The sequence below is a fragment of the Paracoccus sp. NIOT.M2S5SZ12 genome (assembly GCF_057748165.1).
This window is the reverse complement of the sequence record NZ_JBYLFR010000010.1, coordinates 46,699-62,365: the sequence shown is the minus strand read 5'-3', so window position 1 is coordinate 62,365 and position 15,667 is coordinate 46,699. Positions and strand designations below refer to the sequence as shown.

Here is a 15,667-nt window from a genome sequence, read left to right as displayed (position 1 = left end):
ACATGAAGAACGCAGCCCTGACCCCCGTCCTGATGGCCGCCCTCCTGGGGCTTGCGGCCTGTGCCCAGCCCGCGCCGCGCCAGGCGCCCCCGGTCGTGGACCCCTATGCCAGCACCGACGGCGGGGCGGTCTTCCAGGGCGACCTGGCCGGCGGCACCCTGGGGGCGGAGGCCACGGCACAGTATTTCCGCGACACCGTGGGCGACACGGTGCGCTTTCCCGCCGACCAGACCACGCTGACCCCCGAGGCCCGCGCCGTGCTGGCCCGTCAGGCCGCGTGGCTGTCGCGGCACAGCAGCTTCACCGCCGTGGTCCAGGGCCATGCCGAGGAGACCGGAACGCGGGAATACAACCTCGCGCTCGGGGCGCGCCGGGCCAGCGCGGTGCAGGAATATCTGGTGGCCCAGGGCGTCGCGCCGGGCCGCATCCGCACCCTGTCCTTCGGCAAGGAGCGTCCCGCCGCCACCTGTTCGGACGAGGGCTGCTATGCCCAGAACCGCCGCGCCGTCACCGTGGTGACCGAGGCGGCCCCCGTCGCCGCGCTGCCGCCCGCGCAGGGCACGGCCACCGCCCCCGCCCCCGCCCCCGTCGCCACGGCCGCAGCCCAGCCTGCCGCCCAGCCCGCCGCCCAGCCCATCGGGGGCACGCCCGGAGCGGGTCTGTGATCGTCGCCGCCCGCGCCCTGGCGGTCCTGCTGACGCTGGCGCTGCCGGCGCAGGCCGCACCGGATGCGGCGACGCTGGCCGACATGCGGGCTGAGGTGACGGCGCTGCGCACGCAGCTGCAGTCGCTGCGGGCCGAGCTGGTCGCGTGGGGCGCCGCCGGGTTCCAGGCCGCGGGCGGGTCCAGCGCGATCGACCGGATGAACGCGATGGAGGCGCAGCTGATGCGCTTGACCAACCAGGCCGAACAGCTGCAGAACCGCGTCAGCCGCATCGCGGGGGACAGCGAGCGGCGGCTGGCCGATCTGGAGTTCCGCCTCTGCGAGGCCGAGCCTGGATGCGATCTGTCGGCGCTGACCGTGCCGCAGGCGCAGGCGGGGGTCAGCCCGCAGCTGGCGCCCTCGGCGCCCGCGGCCTCGGGGGGCGGGCAGCCTGCCCCGACCCAGGCCGAGAAGACCGATTTCGACGCCGCCCGCGCGGCGATGGAGAGCGGCGATCACGCCCGCGCCGCCCAGATGTTCGCCGACGTGGCCGAGACCCATGCCGGAGGCCCCCTGACCGCCGAGGCGCTGTTCCTGCGCGGCCAGGCGCTGGACCTGTCGGGCGACCCGCGCGCCGCCGCCGCCGCCTGGCTGGAGGGCTTCGCCGCAGATCCCGACGGCAGCCGCGCCGGAGAGAGCCTCCTGGGCATCGCCCGCGTGATCGAGGGGCAGGGCGACGCGACCGCCGCCTGCCTCTATCTGGCCGAGGTTCCCGCGCGTTTTCCAGGCAGCCCCCAAGCCGTCGAGGCCGAGGGCCACATCACCCGCCTCGGCTGCGGCAGCGCCGATCTGGGCGTGCTGGACCCGCTGCTGGACCCCGACCTGGACCCCGAGGCCGCCGCCGACATGGCCGAACATCCGTGACCGGCGATCCGGCCGCCCGCATCCGGTCGGCCCTGGACCGGCTGGCCGGTGACCTGCCGTCCATCGGTCTGGCCGTGTCGGGCGGGGGCGATTCCATCGCATTGATGCATGTCGCGGCCGAATGGGCGCAGGGGCGGCGGCTGATGGTGGCCACGGTCGATCACGGCCTGCGCCAGGGCAGCGCCGCCGAGGCGGAGGCCGTGGGGCGCAGGGCCCGCGCCTTGGGCCTGTCGCACGCCACGCTGCTGTGGCGGCGCGACACGCGGGCGGGCAACCTCATGGCACAGGCGCGCGACGCCCGGTTGCGGCTGCTGTCGGGCTGGGCCTTGCGCAACGGGCTGCCCGCCGTGGCCTTGGGTCACACCGCCGACGATCTGGCCGAGACGCTGCTGATGCGTCTGGCGCGCGGGTCTGGGGTGGACGGGCTGTCGGCCATGGCCGAATGGCGCGACGCCTTCGACATGCGCTGGCTGCGACCGATGCTGGGCACCGGGCGGCGCGAGCTGCGCGACTGGCTGACGGCGCGCGACATCGGCTGGATCGACGATCCCACCAACGACAACAGCGATTACGACCGCGTCCGCGCCCGCCAGGCCATCGCCGCCCTGGGGCTGGAGGTCGAGGGCCTGGCCCGCGCCGCAGGCCACATCGCCGAGGCCCGCGACGCGCTGGCCGATTACGCGGCCCTGCTGAGCGCCGAGGTGAGCTTCGACCGGGGCAGTCTGATCCTGCCGCGTGGCCCCCTTCGCGACGCCCCGCCCGAGATCCGCCGCCGCATCCTGGTCGCGGCGGTGCGATGGGTCACGGGGGCCGATTATCCTCCGCGCCGGGCGACGCTGCTGCATGCGCTGTCGGCGGTGCTGTCGCAGGGGCGGGTGACGCTGGACGGCACGATGATCGCGCCGACGGGCGCCGGGCTGCGCATCGCGCGCGAAGCCGCCGCCGCGCAGCGGGCGGGGGCCACGGCCGAGCCGGTCTGGGACCGCCGCTGGCGCGTCACGGGCCTGGCCGCGGGCCAGCAGGTCGCGGCCCTGGGTCCCGCGGCCCTGTCGCGCCTGCCCTGGCGCGACAGCGGCCTTCTGCGCGACGAGGCCGCGGCCAGCCCCGCGATCTGGCAGGATGGCCGTCTGATCGGTGCGCCGCTGCTGCGGCCGGTTCCGGGGATCACGGTGACGCCGCTCAGGGGCGCGGCAGATTTCCGCAGCCTGGTAAAGGCGCATTGAACCTGCCGCGATAATCCCTATTTTCCTATCAAACCGCATTCCGTCGGAGGACCCGCTTTGGGCAATGCACGCAACTTCGCCTTCTGGGTGGTTCTGTTCCTGATGATCCTGGCGCTGTTCAACCTGTTCAGCGACGGGTCGGGCACCATGAACAGCCGGCAGATCAGCTATTCGGACTTCATCCAGCGCGTGCAGAACGACCAGGTCACCGCCGTCACAATCGACGGCGAGGACGTGGCGATCACCGGGTCGGACGGTCAGCAATACGCTACCGTGCGCCCGATGGGCGAGGATATCAGCGACCGGCTGATCCAGCAGGGCGTCGACGTGCGCGTCATCAAGCAGCAGAGCAGCGGCTTCATGTCGATGCTGGGCGTGTGGCTGCCCTTCATCCTGCTGATCGGGGTGTGGATCTTCTTCATGAATCGCATGCAGGGCGGCGGCAAGGGCGGCGCGATGGGCTTTGGCAAGTCGCGCGCCAAGCTGCTGACCGAAAAGCACGGCCGGGTGACCTTCGACGACGTGGCGGGCATCGACGAGGCCAAGGAGGAGCTTGAGGAGATCGTCGAGTTCCTGCGCAACCCGCAGAAGTTCAGCCGTCTTGGCGGCAAGATCCCGAAGGGCGCGCTGCTGGTCGGCCCTCCGGGCACCGGCAAGACGCTTCTGGCGCGCGCCATCGCGGGCGAGGCGGGCGTGCCGTTCTTCACCATCTCGGGGTCGGACTTCGTCGAGATGTTCGTGGGCGTCGGCGCCAGCCGCGTGCGCGACATGTTCGAGCAGGCCAAGAAGTCGGCCCCCTGCATCCTGTTCATCGACGAGATCGACGCAGTGGGCCGCGCCCGCGGCGTGGGCATCGGCGGCGGCAACGATGAGCGCGAGCAGACCCTGAACCAACTGCTGGTCGAGATGGACGGCTTCGAGGCCAACGAGGGCATCATCATCGTCGCGGCCACCAACCGCAAGGACGTGCTGGACCCCGCGCTGCTGCGTCCCGGCCGCTTCGACCGCACGATCCACGTCCCGAACCCGGACATCAAGGGTCGCGAGCGCATCCTGAACGTCCATGCCCGCAAGGTCCCGGTCGGTCCCGATGTCGACCTGCGCCTGATCGCGCGCGGCACGCCGGGCTTTTCGGGCGCCGACCTGATGAACCTGGTGAACGAGGCGGCGCTTACCGCGGCGCGGATCGGCCGCCGCTTCGTCAGCATGGCCGATTTCGAGACGGCCAAGGACAAGGTGATGCTGGGCGTGGAGCGCCGCAGCCTGGTCCTGACGCCCGAGCAGAAGGAGAAGACCGCCTATCACGAGGCCGGTCACGCTGTGGTGGGCCTGTCGCTGCCGAAATGCGATCCGGTCTACAAGGCGACCATCATTCCGCGGGGCGGCGCCCTGGGCATGGTCGTCAGCCTGCCCGAGATGGACCGGCTGAACTTCCACAAGGACGAGGCCAAGCAGAAGATCGCCATGACCATGGCCGGCAAGGCCGCCGAGATCATCAAGTACGGCGAGGAGGGCGTGTCGAACGGCCCGGCCGGCGACATCCAGCAGGCCAGCGCCTTGGCCCGTGCGATGGTCATGCGGTGGGGCATGTCCGACAAGGTCGGCGCGGTGGACTATGCCGAGGCGCATGAGGGCTATAACGGCAGCACCGGCGGGTTCTCGGTCTCGGCCGCGACCAAGGAGCTGATCGAGCAGGAGGTGCGCGAACTGATCGAGGAGGGCTATCAGGAGGCCCGTCGCATCCTGATCGAGAAGGAGGTCGAGTTCGAGCGCATGGCCAAGGGCCTCCTGGAATACGAGACCCTGACCGGCGAGGAGATCGCCCGCATCCTGCGCGGCGAGCCGATCGGCGGCGATGACGACAATACGCCCTCCAGCGTCATCCCGTCGGTCACGGCCATCCCGCGCGCCGGCAAGACCCCGGCAGGCGGCGATCCCGCCCCGGCATGACGCCATGTTACGGTGCAAGAGAAAACCCCGGTCCATCGGACCGGGGTTTTTTGTTTCAGGCCAGCGTCGGCGTGATCGACAGTGTGCCGCCCGTCGCGTGCGAATAGGGGCAGACCTTGTGAGCCCCTGCGATCAGGTCCTCAGCCACGTTTCGGTCCAGACCAGGCAGCGCAACCGTGATCTGCACGTCGAGGCCGAAACCCGCATCCTCGCGTGGGCCGATGCCCACCGCGACCGAGACCGCCGCGTCCTCGGGAACCTTGACCTTCTTGGACGCCGCATAATGACGCATCGCACCCATGAAGCAGGCGGCATAGCCCAGGGCGAACAGCTTCTCCGGGTTCAGCCCGGCGCCGCCCGGCCCCCCAAGCTCCTTCGGCACCACCAGATCGATGGCGTGGCTGCCGTCGTCCAAGGCGGTCTTGCCGTCGCGGCCGCCGCCTGTCGCCGTCGCGGAGGTGCGATAAAGAACCTTGCTGACCATCACTGTTCCTTTCCATGGTAATATATCGTTCGCAATGTAATGTTTACCATGACGATTGCAATGGTTGCTAAGTCGTCCGGTTCGAATTACACGTTATACATGAGCGATGACCCCCCCTTGCCGTTATCCGCGCCGTTCGAGGACATGCTGTGCTTCGACGTCTATGCTGCGAACTTGGCGTTCGGTCGTCTCTACAAGCCGCTTCTGGACCCGTTGGGGCTGACCTATCCGCAGTTCCTGGTGATGATGGCGCTGTGGTCCCGCGACGGGCAGAGCGTCGGCGCCATCGGCGAGGCGCTCGGCCTCGACAGCAGCACGCTCACGCCGCTGATCAAGCGGCTGGAGTCGGCGGGTCTGGTCACGCGGCTGCGTGACACGCGCGACGAACGCCGCGTCATCGTCTCGCTCAGCGATCAGGGGCGCGCCCTGCAGACGCAGTCCGGCCATGTGCTGAGCTGCGCCACTGAAGCCACCGGGATGAGCGTCGACTGCGCGCAGGCGCTGCGCGAGCAGCTGCGTGTCCTGCGCGGCAACATCCAGGTCGCCATTCAGGGCTGAGGCCGGCTGCGGCATCGGGGGCCTTGCGATTCGGGCGCAGCCGGTGCATGCCACCGCCACCATGACACAGATCAGCGACATCCCCGACATGCCTGCCCTCAGGGCGGAGATCGACCGCCTCGACGCCGAGCTGATGACGCTGCTGGCCCGCCGCCACGCGCTGATCGACCGCGCGGCCCGCATCAAGGCCGGGATCGGCATGCCGGCCCGGATCGACGACCGCGTCGAGGAGGTCGTGGCGAATGTCCGTCGCCATGCGACCGGCCACGGCCTGGACCCCGCCCTCTATGAGACCCTGTGGCGCATGCTGATCGAGGCTGCGATCGCGCAGGAGGACCGTTTCCTGAACCCGGAGCGCCCATGACCGCCCAGATCCTTGACGGCAAGGCCTTCGCGGCCGGACTTCGCAGCCGCATCGCCGCCGAGGTCGCGGGCCTGGCCGCGCGCGGCATCACGCCGGGCCTTGCCGTGGTGCTGGTCGGAGAGGACCCCGCCAGCCAGGTCTATGTCCGCTCCAAGGGGCGGATGACGCGCGAGGTCGGCATGGCCTCCTTCGAGCATCGCCTGCCTGCGACGACCGATCAGGCGACGCTGATGGCGCTGATCGCGCAACTGAACGCCGATCCGGCGGTGAACGGCATCCTGGTCCAGCTGCCTCTGCCCAAAGGCCTGGACGAGGCCGCCGTGATCAACGCGATCCTGCCCGAGAAGGACGTCGACGGGTTCCACATCCTGAACGTGGGCCGCCTGGCCACGGGGCAGAAGGCGATGGTGCCCTGCACGCCGCTTGGCTGCCTGATGATGCTGCGCGACCATCTGGGGTCGCTGTCGGGGCGCAACGCCGTGGTGATCGGGCGCAGCAACATCGTGGGCAAGCCCATGGCGCAGCTGCTGCTGCGCGACAGCGCCACGGTGACGGTCGCCCATTCGCGCACCGCCGACCTGCCCGCGCTGTGCCGTCAGGCCGACATCCTGGTGGCCGCCGTGGGACGGCCGCATTTCGTGCAGGGCGACTGGATCAAGCCGGGCGCCACGGTCATCGACGTGGGCATCAACCGGACCGAGGACGGGCTGGTGGGCGATGTCGATTTCGCCGCCGCGTCGCAGGTTGCGGGGGCGATCACCCCGGTGCCGGGGGGCGTGGGGCCGATGACCATCGCCTGCCTGCTGGCCAACACGCTGACCGCGACCGCGCGCAGCCACGGCCTGCCCGACCCCGAGGGGCTGACCCCCTAGCCCATCCGCGCCGCCAGCCGCAGCGCATGCGCCGGCTGGTCGGTCGTCACCGGCAGGACCGGGTCATAGGCCGCGCGGATCAGCCCGGCCAGCGCGGGCGTGGGCTGAACGTCGCCCGCGAAGGTCAGCGCGGACTGCATCATCAGCCGTTCGGCCAGGATGGCGGGATGCGCCTCCGACAACCCGCCGCCCATGTTCAGGAACATGATGCAGGCGCGGATGCCGCCCGCCTCGTCAAAGCGGAACAGCCGATACTGGTCGGCCGCCTGACCCGACAGGCGCGCGGGCAGGTCCGGCAGTCCGGTCAGGCGGTCCAAGTCGGGCACCGCTGCCAGCTCGGACCAGTCACGCAGGAAGAACAGCATCAGGTTCGCGCCGGTCTCGGGGTCGGTGTCGGTGACCGGATGGCGCGCATGGGCATAGCCCGCCCGGATCGCGCCGCGAAAGATGTCCAGGCTGTCATCGGCCAGCCCGAAGATCACCGGCGCCACCGGACGCCCCCACCGCGCGCAAAGGAAGCTGCCGTCGGGGCGGGTGAACAGGCCTTCGATCGTCTTGGGGTCCATGGGGTTCTCTTCGCGCATGAAAACGGGGGGCGCCTGCCCCCCGGTCGGGTGTCAGGGCAGGGCGGTCAGACCAGCGTCGCCTCGGTCGCGGCGCGCAGGTCCTCCTCCGAGATGCCGTCGGCCAGCTCCACGATGCGCAGGCCGCCCTCGACCACGTCCAGCACGCCAAGATTGGTGATGATCCGGTCCACCACGGCCTTGCCGGTCAGGGGCAGGGTGCAGTTGCGCAGGACCTTGCTCTCGCCGGCCTTGTTGGTGTGGTCCATGACCACGATCACGCGGCCCACGCCCGCGACCAGGTCCATGGCGCCGCCCATGCCCTTGACCAGCTTGCCGGGGATCATCCAGTTGGCCAGGTCGCCGCCCTCGGAGACCTCCATCGCGCCCAGGATCGCCGCCGCGATCTTGCCGCCGCGGATCATGCCGAAGCTGGTCGCGCTGTCGAAATAGCTGGTGCGCGACAGTTCGGTGATGGTCTGCTTGCCCGCATTGATCAGGTCGGGGTCCTCCTCGCCCTCATAGGGGAAGGGGCCCATGCCCAGCATGCCGTTTTCCGACTGCAGGGTGATGTCCTTGTCGCCGACGTAATTGGCCACCAGCGTCGGGATGCCGATCCCCAGGTTGACGTACCAGCCGTCCTCCAGCTCCTCGGCCGCGCGGGCGGCCATCTGGTTGCGGTCCCAGCCCTTGGTCATCACGCGGTCTCCTTCTTGCGGGTCGTGCGCTGCTCGATGCGCTTTTCGTGCTGCCCTTGGATGATGCGATGGACATAGATGCCCGGCAGGTGGATGTGATCGGGGTCCAGGCTGCCCCGCGGGACGATCTCCTCGACCTCGGCCACGCAGACGCGGCCGCACATCGCGGCGGGCGGGTTGAAGTTGCGCGCCGTCTTGCGGAAGACCAGGTTGCCGGTGTCGTCGGCCTTCCAGGCCTTGACGATGGACAGGTCGGCCACGATCCCGCGCTCCAGGATGTAGTCCTGGCCGTCGAAATTCTTGACCTCCTTGCCCTCGGCGATGACGGTGCCGACGCCGGTCTTGGTGTAGAAGCCCGGAATGCCCGCGCCTCCCGCACGCATGCGCTCGGCCAGGGTGCCCTGCGGGTTGAACTCCAGCTCCAGCTCCCCGGACAGGTACTGCCGCATGAATTCGGCATTCTCGCCGACATAGCTGCTGATCATCTTGCGGATCTGCCGCGTGTCCAAGAGCTTGCCCAGACCGAACCCGTCCACGCCGCAATTGTTGCTGGCGATGGTCAGGTCCTTGACCTTGGCCTCGACCAGCGCGTCGATCAGCAGTTCCGGAATGCCGCAGAGGCCGAAGCCTCCCGCCGCGATGACCATCCCGTCATGCAGAAGCCCCTCCAAGGCCTCGGCCGCCGTTCCATAGACCTTTTTCATCGGCCCTCCCCTGCTGAAATCCCGTTGACGGCCAAGTTGTTGCCCGCCCCCGCGACGGTGTCAATCGCGGGGGGCGGGTGTTAGCGCCGACAGGCGGACGCTCACTCGGCGTCGGGCTTGGCCGCCTTCGCCCTGGTCGTCCTGGCGGTCTTGGCGGCAGGTTTCGCGGCCGCCTTCTTGGCCGCGGGCTTCTTGGCGGCAGGCTTCTTCGCCGCCGGCTTCTTCGCGGCGGGCTTCTTGGCCTTGGCGGGGGACTTGGCCGCCTTGGCCGCGATCAGCTCCAGCGCCTGCTCGACCGTCAGGTCCTCGGGTGTCACGTCGCGGGGCAGGGTGGCGTTGACCTTGGCCCATTTCACATAGGGGCCGTACTTGCCGTTCATGATCTGGATCGGCCCGCCATCGGGATGCTCGCCCAGCTCGCGCAGCGGGGCCGCGGCGGCGGCACGGCCCCGCGTCTGTTTCTGCGCCAGGACCTCGACCGCGCGGTTCATGCCGATGGTGAAGACCTCGTCGACATCCGCGATATTGGCGTATTTCGACCCGTGCTTCACATAGGGGCCATAGCGGCCGATATTCGTCTCGATCGGCTGTCCGTCCTCGGGGTGCAGGCCGACCAGGCGCGGCAGGTTCAGCAGCATCAGCGCCTGTGCGAGGTCCAGGCTGGCCGCGTCCCAGCCCTTGGGGATGGAGGCGCGGGGCGGCTTCGGAGCCTCCTCGGTCGCCTCGCCGCGCTGGACATAGGGGCCGAAGCGGCCGGTCTTGAGGCTGATGACATCGCCCGCATCCTCGCCCAGCACCCGGTCGCCCACCGGCGCCTCGCCATCAGGCGAGGAGAGCGGGCGCGTATAGCGGCATTCGGGATAGTTCGTGCAGCCGATGAAGGCGCCGCCCGACCGCGCGGTCTTCAGGTTCAGCCGGCCCTGACCACACAGCGGACATTCGCGCGGATCGCCCCCATCCGCCCGCGGCGGATAGAGATGCGGCGCCAGCGCCTCGTCGATCGCGTCCAGCACCTCGGTGATGCGCAGCTCCGACGTGCCCTCCAGCGCCTTGGAGAAGTCGCGCCAGAAGCGCGACAGCACCTCGCGCCACAGCCGGTCGCCGGCACTGATCTCGTCCAGCTCGGTCTCGAGGTCGGCGGTGAAGTCATAGCTGACATAGCGCGGGAAGTATTTCAGCAGGAAGATCGTGACCAGCCGGCCCTTGTCCTCGGCGATCAGGCGGTTCTTGTCCTTGCGGACATAGTCGCGGTCTTGGATCGTGGTGACGATGCTGGCATAGGTCGAGGGGCGCCCGATGCCCAGCTCCTCCATTCGTTTAACCAGCGTGGCCTCGGTATAGCGGGGGGGCGGCTGCGTGAAATGCTGCCGGGCGGCGGCGCGGGCGGCCTCGTCGGTCAGCAGGCCGGGTGCGGCGCGCTGGCCCTTGGGTGCGGCGGGCGTCTCGGCCCCCTTGTCGCGCGCGCGGGTCAGCTCGTCCTCGAAGGCGGCGGCGACCAGGGTCGCGGCCTCGCCCTGCGCGATCGCGGGCAGGCGGGCGCTGTCCTCGCCCTCGTCATCGTCGCGGCCCTGGTCATAGACGCGCAGGAAGCCGTCGAACAGCATCACCTGGCCGGTGGCGCGCAGGCCCACCTGGCCGTCGGGGCTCTCGATCTCGACGGTGGTCCGCTCCATCCGGGCGGCCTCCATCTGGCTGGCGATGGTGCGCTTCCAGATCAGGTCATAGAGCTTGCGCTGGTCATCCGCGGTGACCTTCAGGCGGTCGGGCGACAGCATCATGTCCGTGGGACGGATGCATTCATGCGCCTCCTGCGCGTTCTTGGCCTTGTTCTTGTACATGCGGGGCGATTTCGGCAGGTAGGTCTCGCCGAACTTGGCCTTGATCGCGTCGCGCGCGGCCATCACGGCCTCGGGGGCCATGTCGATGCCGTCGGTCCGCATGTAGGTGATCAGCCCCGCCTCATAGAGGCGCTGCGCCGCCGACATGCAGGCCTTGGCGCCCATGCCCATCTTGCGGCTGGCCTCCTGCTGCAGGGTCGAGGTCATGAAGGGCGGCCAGGGGTTGCGGCTGGCGGGCTTGGCGGCGACCGAGGCCACCTTCAGGTCGCGGCTGACCACCGCGCTAAGCGCCATGGCGGCCTGATCGGCGGTGGCCAGATCGAAGCGCTCCAGCTTCTTGCCCGCCAATGACACCAGGCTCGCGTCGTATTCCTCGCCGCCGGGCGTCGCCAGGCGTGCGTGGACGGACCAGTATTCGCGGGCCTTGAAGGCCTCGATCTCCATCTCTCGGTCGACGATCAGGCGCAGGCAGACCGACTGCACCCGGCCCGCCGACTTGGCTCCTGGCAGCTTGCGCCACAGCACCGGCGACAGCTTGAAGCCCACCAGATAGTCCAGCGCGCGCCGCGCCAGATAGGCGTCGACCAGCGGCTGATCGATCTGACGGGGCTTGCCCATCGCCTCGGTCACGGCGGTCTTGGTGATGGCGTTGAAGGTCACGCGGCTGACCTCGGCGCCCTTCTTCAGGGCGGGGGCCAGGGCCTCTAGCAGGTGCCAGCTGATCGCCTCGCCCTCGCGGTCGGGGTCGGTGGCCAGGATCAGGGTCTGGTCGTCCTTCAGCGCGGCCTTGATCGCGGCCAGATGCTTGCGGCTGTCGGCCGCGACCTCCCATTTCATGTCGAAATCATGGTCGGTATCGACGCTGCCATCCTTGGGCGGCAGGTCGCGCACATGGCCGAAACTGGCCAGAACCCGATAGTCCGAGCCCAGGTATTTCTCGATGGTCTTGGCCTTGGCCGGGGATTCGACGACGACGACGGGCATGATGATCTCGGACAACTGCAATGGGGCGGCAAGATGGGTGCCGGGGGGCGCAGTGTCAACGGGGGGGGCGAGGCCTGCTTCCGCCCGACCCGCCGTCACGACAGCGCCAGCCGCCCGCCCGGCATGCGCGTCACCCGCCCCTGCAGCTCCAGCGACAGGATGGCCGCGCTGACCGTGGCCGCCGATTGGCCCAGATCGCGGATCAGGTCGTTCTCATCGGTGGGCGAAGGCCCGAGCCGGTCCAGAATACGCCCCTCAAGCTGGATCGGCTGAGCCGGGTCGCGGGGCGATTCGACGGCCGGGATCGCGCGGGGCGCCTGTACCGCGATCCGCTGCGGCACGGTGGCGCCCGACAGGGCCAGAGCCTCGGCCACGTCGGCGGCGCTGCGCACCAGCGTTGCGCCGTCGCGGATCAGCGCGTTGCAGCCCGCGGCGCGGGCATCCATCGGATGACCCGGCACCGCCATGACTTCGCGCCCCTGGTCCAGCGCGTTGCGCGCGGTGATCAGCGTCCCCGAGCGGTGGGCGGCCTCGATCACCACCACCGCCTGCGACAGGCCCGAGACGATGCGGTTGCGGGTCGGGAAATGCCGCGCCGCCGGTTCGGTCCCCGGCGGCTGCTCGGACACCAGCACGCCCGTCTCGGCGATGCGGGCGGCAAGGGCCGCGTTCTCGGCGGGATAGATGACATCGACGCCCCCGGCCATCACCGCGACGGTGCCGGTGGGCAGGGCGGCGGCATGGGCGGCTGTGTCGACCCCGCGCGCCAGCCCCGCAGCCACGACGAACCCGGCCTCGCCCAGACCGGCGGCCATGCCTCGCGCCATGCGGATGCCCAGGGAGGAGGCGTTGCGCGCCCCGATCACCGCCAGCATGTCGCGCGACAGCCAGGCCGGGTCGCCCCGCACCCAGAGGATCGCGGGCGCGCCGTCGATCTGGCGCAGCCGGTCAGGATAGTCGGAGCCGTCATGGCGGATCAGGCGCGCGCCGATCCTGCGCCCGGCGGCCAGCTCGGCCGCCGCGACGCCTTCGGGACAGGGCTGATAGTCGGCGATGCCGGACGCGGCCGCGATCTGGGGCAGCGCCTCCAGCGCGGCGCGCGCGCTGCCATGTTCGGCGATCAGGCGGTGGAACGTCGCCGGCCCGACCCTGCGTGAGCGGATCAGCCGCAGCACCGTCAGGTCGTCATCCGTCGCGGGCAGGCCGAAGCTGGCGGGTGTCAGGCCGATCGTCATGGGTCACCTCCGATCCGTCCCGCCATCTGGACCGAAAGAGGTTAAGATTCGGTTAGCGCCGTCCGGTCAGGCGGCCGATCCGCCGACCGTCAGCCCGCCGATCATCAGCGTTGGCTGACCCACGCCCACCGGAACCCACTGTCCCTGCTTGCCGCAATTGCCGATGCCGGGATCCAGCGCCATGTCGTTGCCGATGGCGCGGACCTGCTGCAGCGCGGTCGCCCCGTCGCCGATCAGCGTCGCGCCGCGAATCGGGTCGCCCACCACGCCGTTCCGGACGCGATAGGCCTCGGTGCAGCTGAAGACGAACTTGCCGTTGGTGATGTCGACCTGGCCGCCGCCGAAGCCCACAGCATAGATGCCGTCCTTCAGGTCGGCCAGGATCGCCGCGGGATCCGCGTCGCCGCCGGGCATGTAGGTGTTGGTCATGCGCGGCATGGGAACATGGGCAAAGCTCTCGCGCCGGCCGTTGCCGGTGGGGGCCACCCCCATCAGCCGCGCGTTCTGGCGGTCCTGCATGTAGCCCGTCAGGATGCCGTCCTCTATCAGCACGTTGCGGGCGGGGGGCGTGCCCTCGTCGTCGATATTGATGCTGCCGCGGCGGCCCTCGATGGTGCCATCATCGACCACCGTCACGCCAGGGGCCGCGACGCGCTGCCCCAGAAGACCCGCAAAGGCCGAGGCCTTCTTGCGGTTGAAGTCGCCCTCCAGCCCGTGGCCCACCGCCTCGTGCAGCAGGATGCCCGGCCAGCCCGGACCCAGCACCACGTCCATGACCCCCGCGGGCGCCGGGACCGAACGCAGGTTGACCAGCGCGATCCGCAGCGCCTCGTGGACCAGGCCCTGCCAGCGGTCGGGGGCCATCAGCGGCTCCAGCGCGTGCCGCCCGCCGCCGCCGGCGCTGCCGCTCTCGCGGCGGTCGTTGTTCTCGACGATCACCGCCACGTTCAACCGTGCCATGGGGCGGATGTCGGTGGCAAGCCCGCCCTCGGGACGCAGGATCGCGACCTCCTGTAGGCTGGAGGCTAGCGTCACCGTGACCTGCACCACGCGCGGGTCAAGGGCGCGGGCAAAGGCGTCGATCTCGCGCAGGAGCGCGATGCGCCGCGCGGTCGGGATGCCCAGGGCCGGGTCCAGCGCCGGATAGAGCGCGACCGGCTCCATCCGAGGCGCCGCGGCCAGGGTGCCGCCGCCTCGGCCCACGGCAAGGCGCGCGGTCTCGGCGGCGCGGCGCAGCGCGGCTTCGGTGATCTCGGTCGAATGGGCATAGCCCGTAACCTCGCCCAGCACCGCGCGCAGGCCGAAGCCGCGTTCGGCCAACACGCTGGCCTGGCGCAGGCGGCCGTCATCGAAGACCAGCGATTCCTGCTGGCTGCGTTCCAGGAACAGCTCTCCGTCATCGGCCCCCGCGACGGCGTCTTGCAGGATGCGCAGCGCGCGGTCCCGGTCCAGGTCGGTCGAGAAGGGGTCGAAGCTGGGCCGTGTCATCGTGCTCTCCTGGCTGCCGGGGCGCGCGGTGCGGTCCGAAAAGGCCGCGCGGCGCCGGGTCGCGTTCCCCAAGGATGGGGAAATGCGGTAGGTATGACTTGCCCGGACGGGCGAGATATGGTCATAGAACGGTCACTGTGAAAGGAAAAGGGGCAGCCTCCCGGCAGCCCCTGCGGTCATTGGGGCCGGGCCAATGCAACGGGATGGTATGATGGCAAGAGCGATGATGGGCCGTGCGGTCGCGGCAGCTACGGGGTTCGCATCCGCGGGCCTGTTGACCACAGCGGCTATGGCGCAGGGCGTGCTGGGCGATCTGCCCACGATCGGCAAGCCGGTGGCCGCAGGAACGGGCTTCCAGCCCGCCTCGACCGAACTGGCGCGCGACCAGCAGTGGCTGGATCATTTCGTGCTGATCATCATCGCCGCCGTGACCGTCTTCGTCTGCGTGCTGCTGCTGATCGTGATCTTCCGCTACAACAGCCGCTCGAACCCGGTCCCGGCCAAGTTCACCCACAACACGCCGCTGGAGATCGGCTGGACCCTGGTCCCGGTGCTGATCCTGGTGGCCATCGGGGCCTTCTCGCTGCCGATCCTGTTCCGCAGCCAGGAGATGCCCGCCGATCCCGACGTCGTGGTCAAGGTGACCGGCCACCAGTGGTACTGGTCCTACGAATATCCCGACAACGGCATCACCTTCGATTCGCTGATGCTGCCCCGCGAGGAGCTGGCCGCGAACGGCTATGCCGAGGACGAGTACCTGCTGGCCACCGACACCGCCGTGGTCGTGCCCGTCGGCCAGACCGTCCTGCTGCAGGTGACCGCCAGCGACGTGATCCATTCCTGGACCATCCCCGCCTTCGCGGTGAAGCAGGACGCGGTTCCCGGGCGCATCGCCCAGGCCTGGTTCAGCGTCGAGCAAGAAGGCACCTATTTCGGCCAGTGCAGCGAGCTGTGCGGCATCAACCACGCCTACATGCCGATCGTCGTCAAGGCCGTCAGCCCCGAGGTCTATGCGGCCTGGGTGGCCGAGCAGGGCGGCACCATGGGCGAGGAACCCGCGCCGACCGCGGCTCTGGCCCCCGAGGCCAAGGTGGAGCTGGCCCGCGCCGAGTGACCCGGCAGACCGAAACACCCACCCG

The 15,667-nt window shown here is 70.0% G+C and carries 15 protein-coding genes; 8 read left to right on the top strand and 7 right to left on the bottom strand.

Annotation, left to right across the window (positions count from 1 at the left end):
• Nucleotides 1-2 precede the first annotated feature (2 nt).
• Genes pal through ftsH form a run of 4 tightly spaced genes read left to right on the top strand, consistent with a single transcriptional unit; the run spans nt 3 to nt 4,740 of the window.
• On the top strand, nt 3-665 hold the full coding sequence (gene pal, locus AC2SGK_RS10885; RefSeq protein ID WP_488323566.1) for a peptidoglycan-associated lipoprotein Pal: 663 nt from the start codon (nt 3-5) through the stop codon (nt 663-665).
• On the top strand, nt 662-1,567 hold the full coding sequence (locus AC2SGK_RS10880) for a tetratricopeptide repeat protein (RefSeq protein ID WP_488323565.1): 906 nt from the start codon (nt 662-664) through the stop codon (nt 1,565-1,567). The genes pal and AC2SGK_RS10880 overlap by 4 nt, the downstream gene beginning before the upstream one ends.
• Nucleotides 1,564-2,790, top strand: a complete 1,227-nt coding sequence (tilS, locus tag AC2SGK_RS10875) for a tRNA lysidine(34) synthetase TilS (RefSeq protein ID WP_488323564.1) — start codon at nt 1,564-1,566, stop codon at nt 2,788-2,790. Before AC2SGK_RS10880 ends, tilS begins: the two co-directional genes overlap by 4 nt.
• Nucleotides 2,791-2,847: 57 nt before the next feature.
• A complete protein-coding gene (gene ftsH / locus AC2SGK_RS10870) occupies nt 2,848-4,740 on the top strand; it encodes an ATP-dependent zinc metalloprotease FtsH (RefSeq protein WP_488323563.1) in 1,893 nt (630 codons plus the stop codon).
• A gap of 55 nt (nt 4,741-4,795) precedes the next feature.
• Here the strand turns inward: ftsH and AC2SGK_RS10865 are convergent, their stop codons facing one another.
• Nucleotides 4,796-5,224, bottom strand: coding sequence for an organic hydroperoxide resistance protein (locus AC2SGK_RS10865; RefSeq protein ID WP_488323562.1), 429 nt, complete (start codon nt 5,222-5,224; stop codon nt 4,796-4,798).
• A 99-nt stretch (nt 5,225-5,323) separates the two neighbouring features.
• Between AC2SGK_RS10865 and AC2SGK_RS10860 the strand changes: the two genes are divergently transcribed.
• From AC2SGK_RS10860 to folD, 3 genes are all read left to right on the top strand, one after another.
• On the top strand, nt 5,324-5,782 hold the full coding sequence (locus AC2SGK_RS10860) for a MarR family winged helix-turn-helix transcriptional regulator (protein WP_488323561.1): 459 nt from the start codon (nt 5,324-5,326) through the stop codon (nt 5,780-5,782).
• Nucleotides 5,783-5,843: 61 nt separating this feature from the next.
• Nucleotides 5,844-6,146, top strand: a complete 303-nt coding sequence (locus AC2SGK_RS10855) for a chorismate mutase (protein WP_411837478.1) — start codon at nt 5,844-5,846, stop codon at nt 6,144-6,146.
• Complete coding sequence (gene folD / locus AC2SGK_RS10850) at nt 6,143-7,018, top strand: bifunctional methylenetetrahydrofolate dehydrogenase/methenyltetrahydrofolate cyclohydrolase FolD (RefSeq protein ID WP_488323560.1); 876 nt, start codon at nt 6,143-6,145, stop codon at nt 7,016-7,018. The genes AC2SGK_RS10855 and folD overlap by 4 nt, the downstream gene beginning before the upstream one ends.
• Here the strand turns inward: folD and AC2SGK_RS10845 are convergent.
• The 6 genes from AC2SGK_RS10845 to tldD all read right to left on the bottom strand — a co-directional run bounded on the left by AC2SGK_RS10845 (nt 7,015) and on the right by tldD (nt 14,528).
• Nucleotides 7,015-7,584, bottom strand: a complete 570-nt coding sequence (locus AC2SGK_RS10845; RefSeq protein WP_488323559.1) for a hypothetical protein — start codon at nt 7,582-7,584, stop codon at nt 7,015-7,017. The two genes, folD and AC2SGK_RS10845, sit on opposite strands and share 4 nt — an antisense overlap.
• A gap of 65 nt (nt 7,585-7,649) precedes the next feature.
• Nucleotides 7,650-8,279 (bottom strand): CoA transferase subunit B, encoded by a 630-nt coding sequence (locus AC2SGK_RS10840; protein ID WP_488323558.1) that lies wholly within the window; start codon nt 8,277-8,279, stop codon nt 7,650-7,652.
• The gene (locus AC2SGK_RS10835) at nt 8,279-8,983 is read right to left on the bottom strand and encodes a CoA transferase subunit A (RefSeq protein ID WP_488323557.1); all 705 of its coding nucleotides are present in this window, start codon (nt 8,981-8,983) and stop codon (nt 8,279-8,281) included. Before AC2SGK_RS10835 ends, AC2SGK_RS10840 begins: the two co-directional genes overlap by 1 nt.
• A 101-nt stretch (nt 8,984-9,084) precedes the next feature.
• On the bottom strand, nt 9,085-11,805 hold the full coding sequence (topA, locus tag AC2SGK_RS10830; RefSeq protein WP_488323641.1) for a type I DNA topoisomerase: 2,721 nt from the start codon (nt 11,803-11,805) through the stop codon (nt 9,085-9,087).
• Nucleotides 11,806-11,900: 95 nt separating this feature from the next.
• On the bottom strand, nt 11,901-13,040 hold the full coding sequence (gene dprA, locus AC2SGK_RS10825; protein WP_488323556.1) for a DNA-processing protein DprA: 1,140 nt from the start codon (nt 13,038-13,040) through the stop codon (nt 11,901-11,903).
• A gap of 66 nt (nt 13,041-13,106) precedes the next feature.
• Nucleotides 13,107-14,528: a metalloprotease TldD gene (gene tldD, locus AC2SGK_RS10820; RefSeq protein WP_488323555.1), complete on the bottom strand. Its 1,422-nt coding sequence runs from the start codon at nt 14,526-14,528 to the stop codon at nt 13,107-13,109.
• Between the two features lie 208 nt (nt 14,529-14,736).
• On the opposite strand from tldD, the gene coxB reads away from it, so the two are divergent.
• Nucleotides 14,737-15,642: a cytochrome c oxidase subunit II gene (gene coxB / locus AC2SGK_RS10815; protein ID WP_488323554.1), complete on the top strand. Its 906-nt coding sequence runs from the start codon at nt 14,737-14,739 to the stop codon at nt 15,640-15,642.
• Nucleotides 15,643-15,667 lie beyond the last annotated feature (25 nt).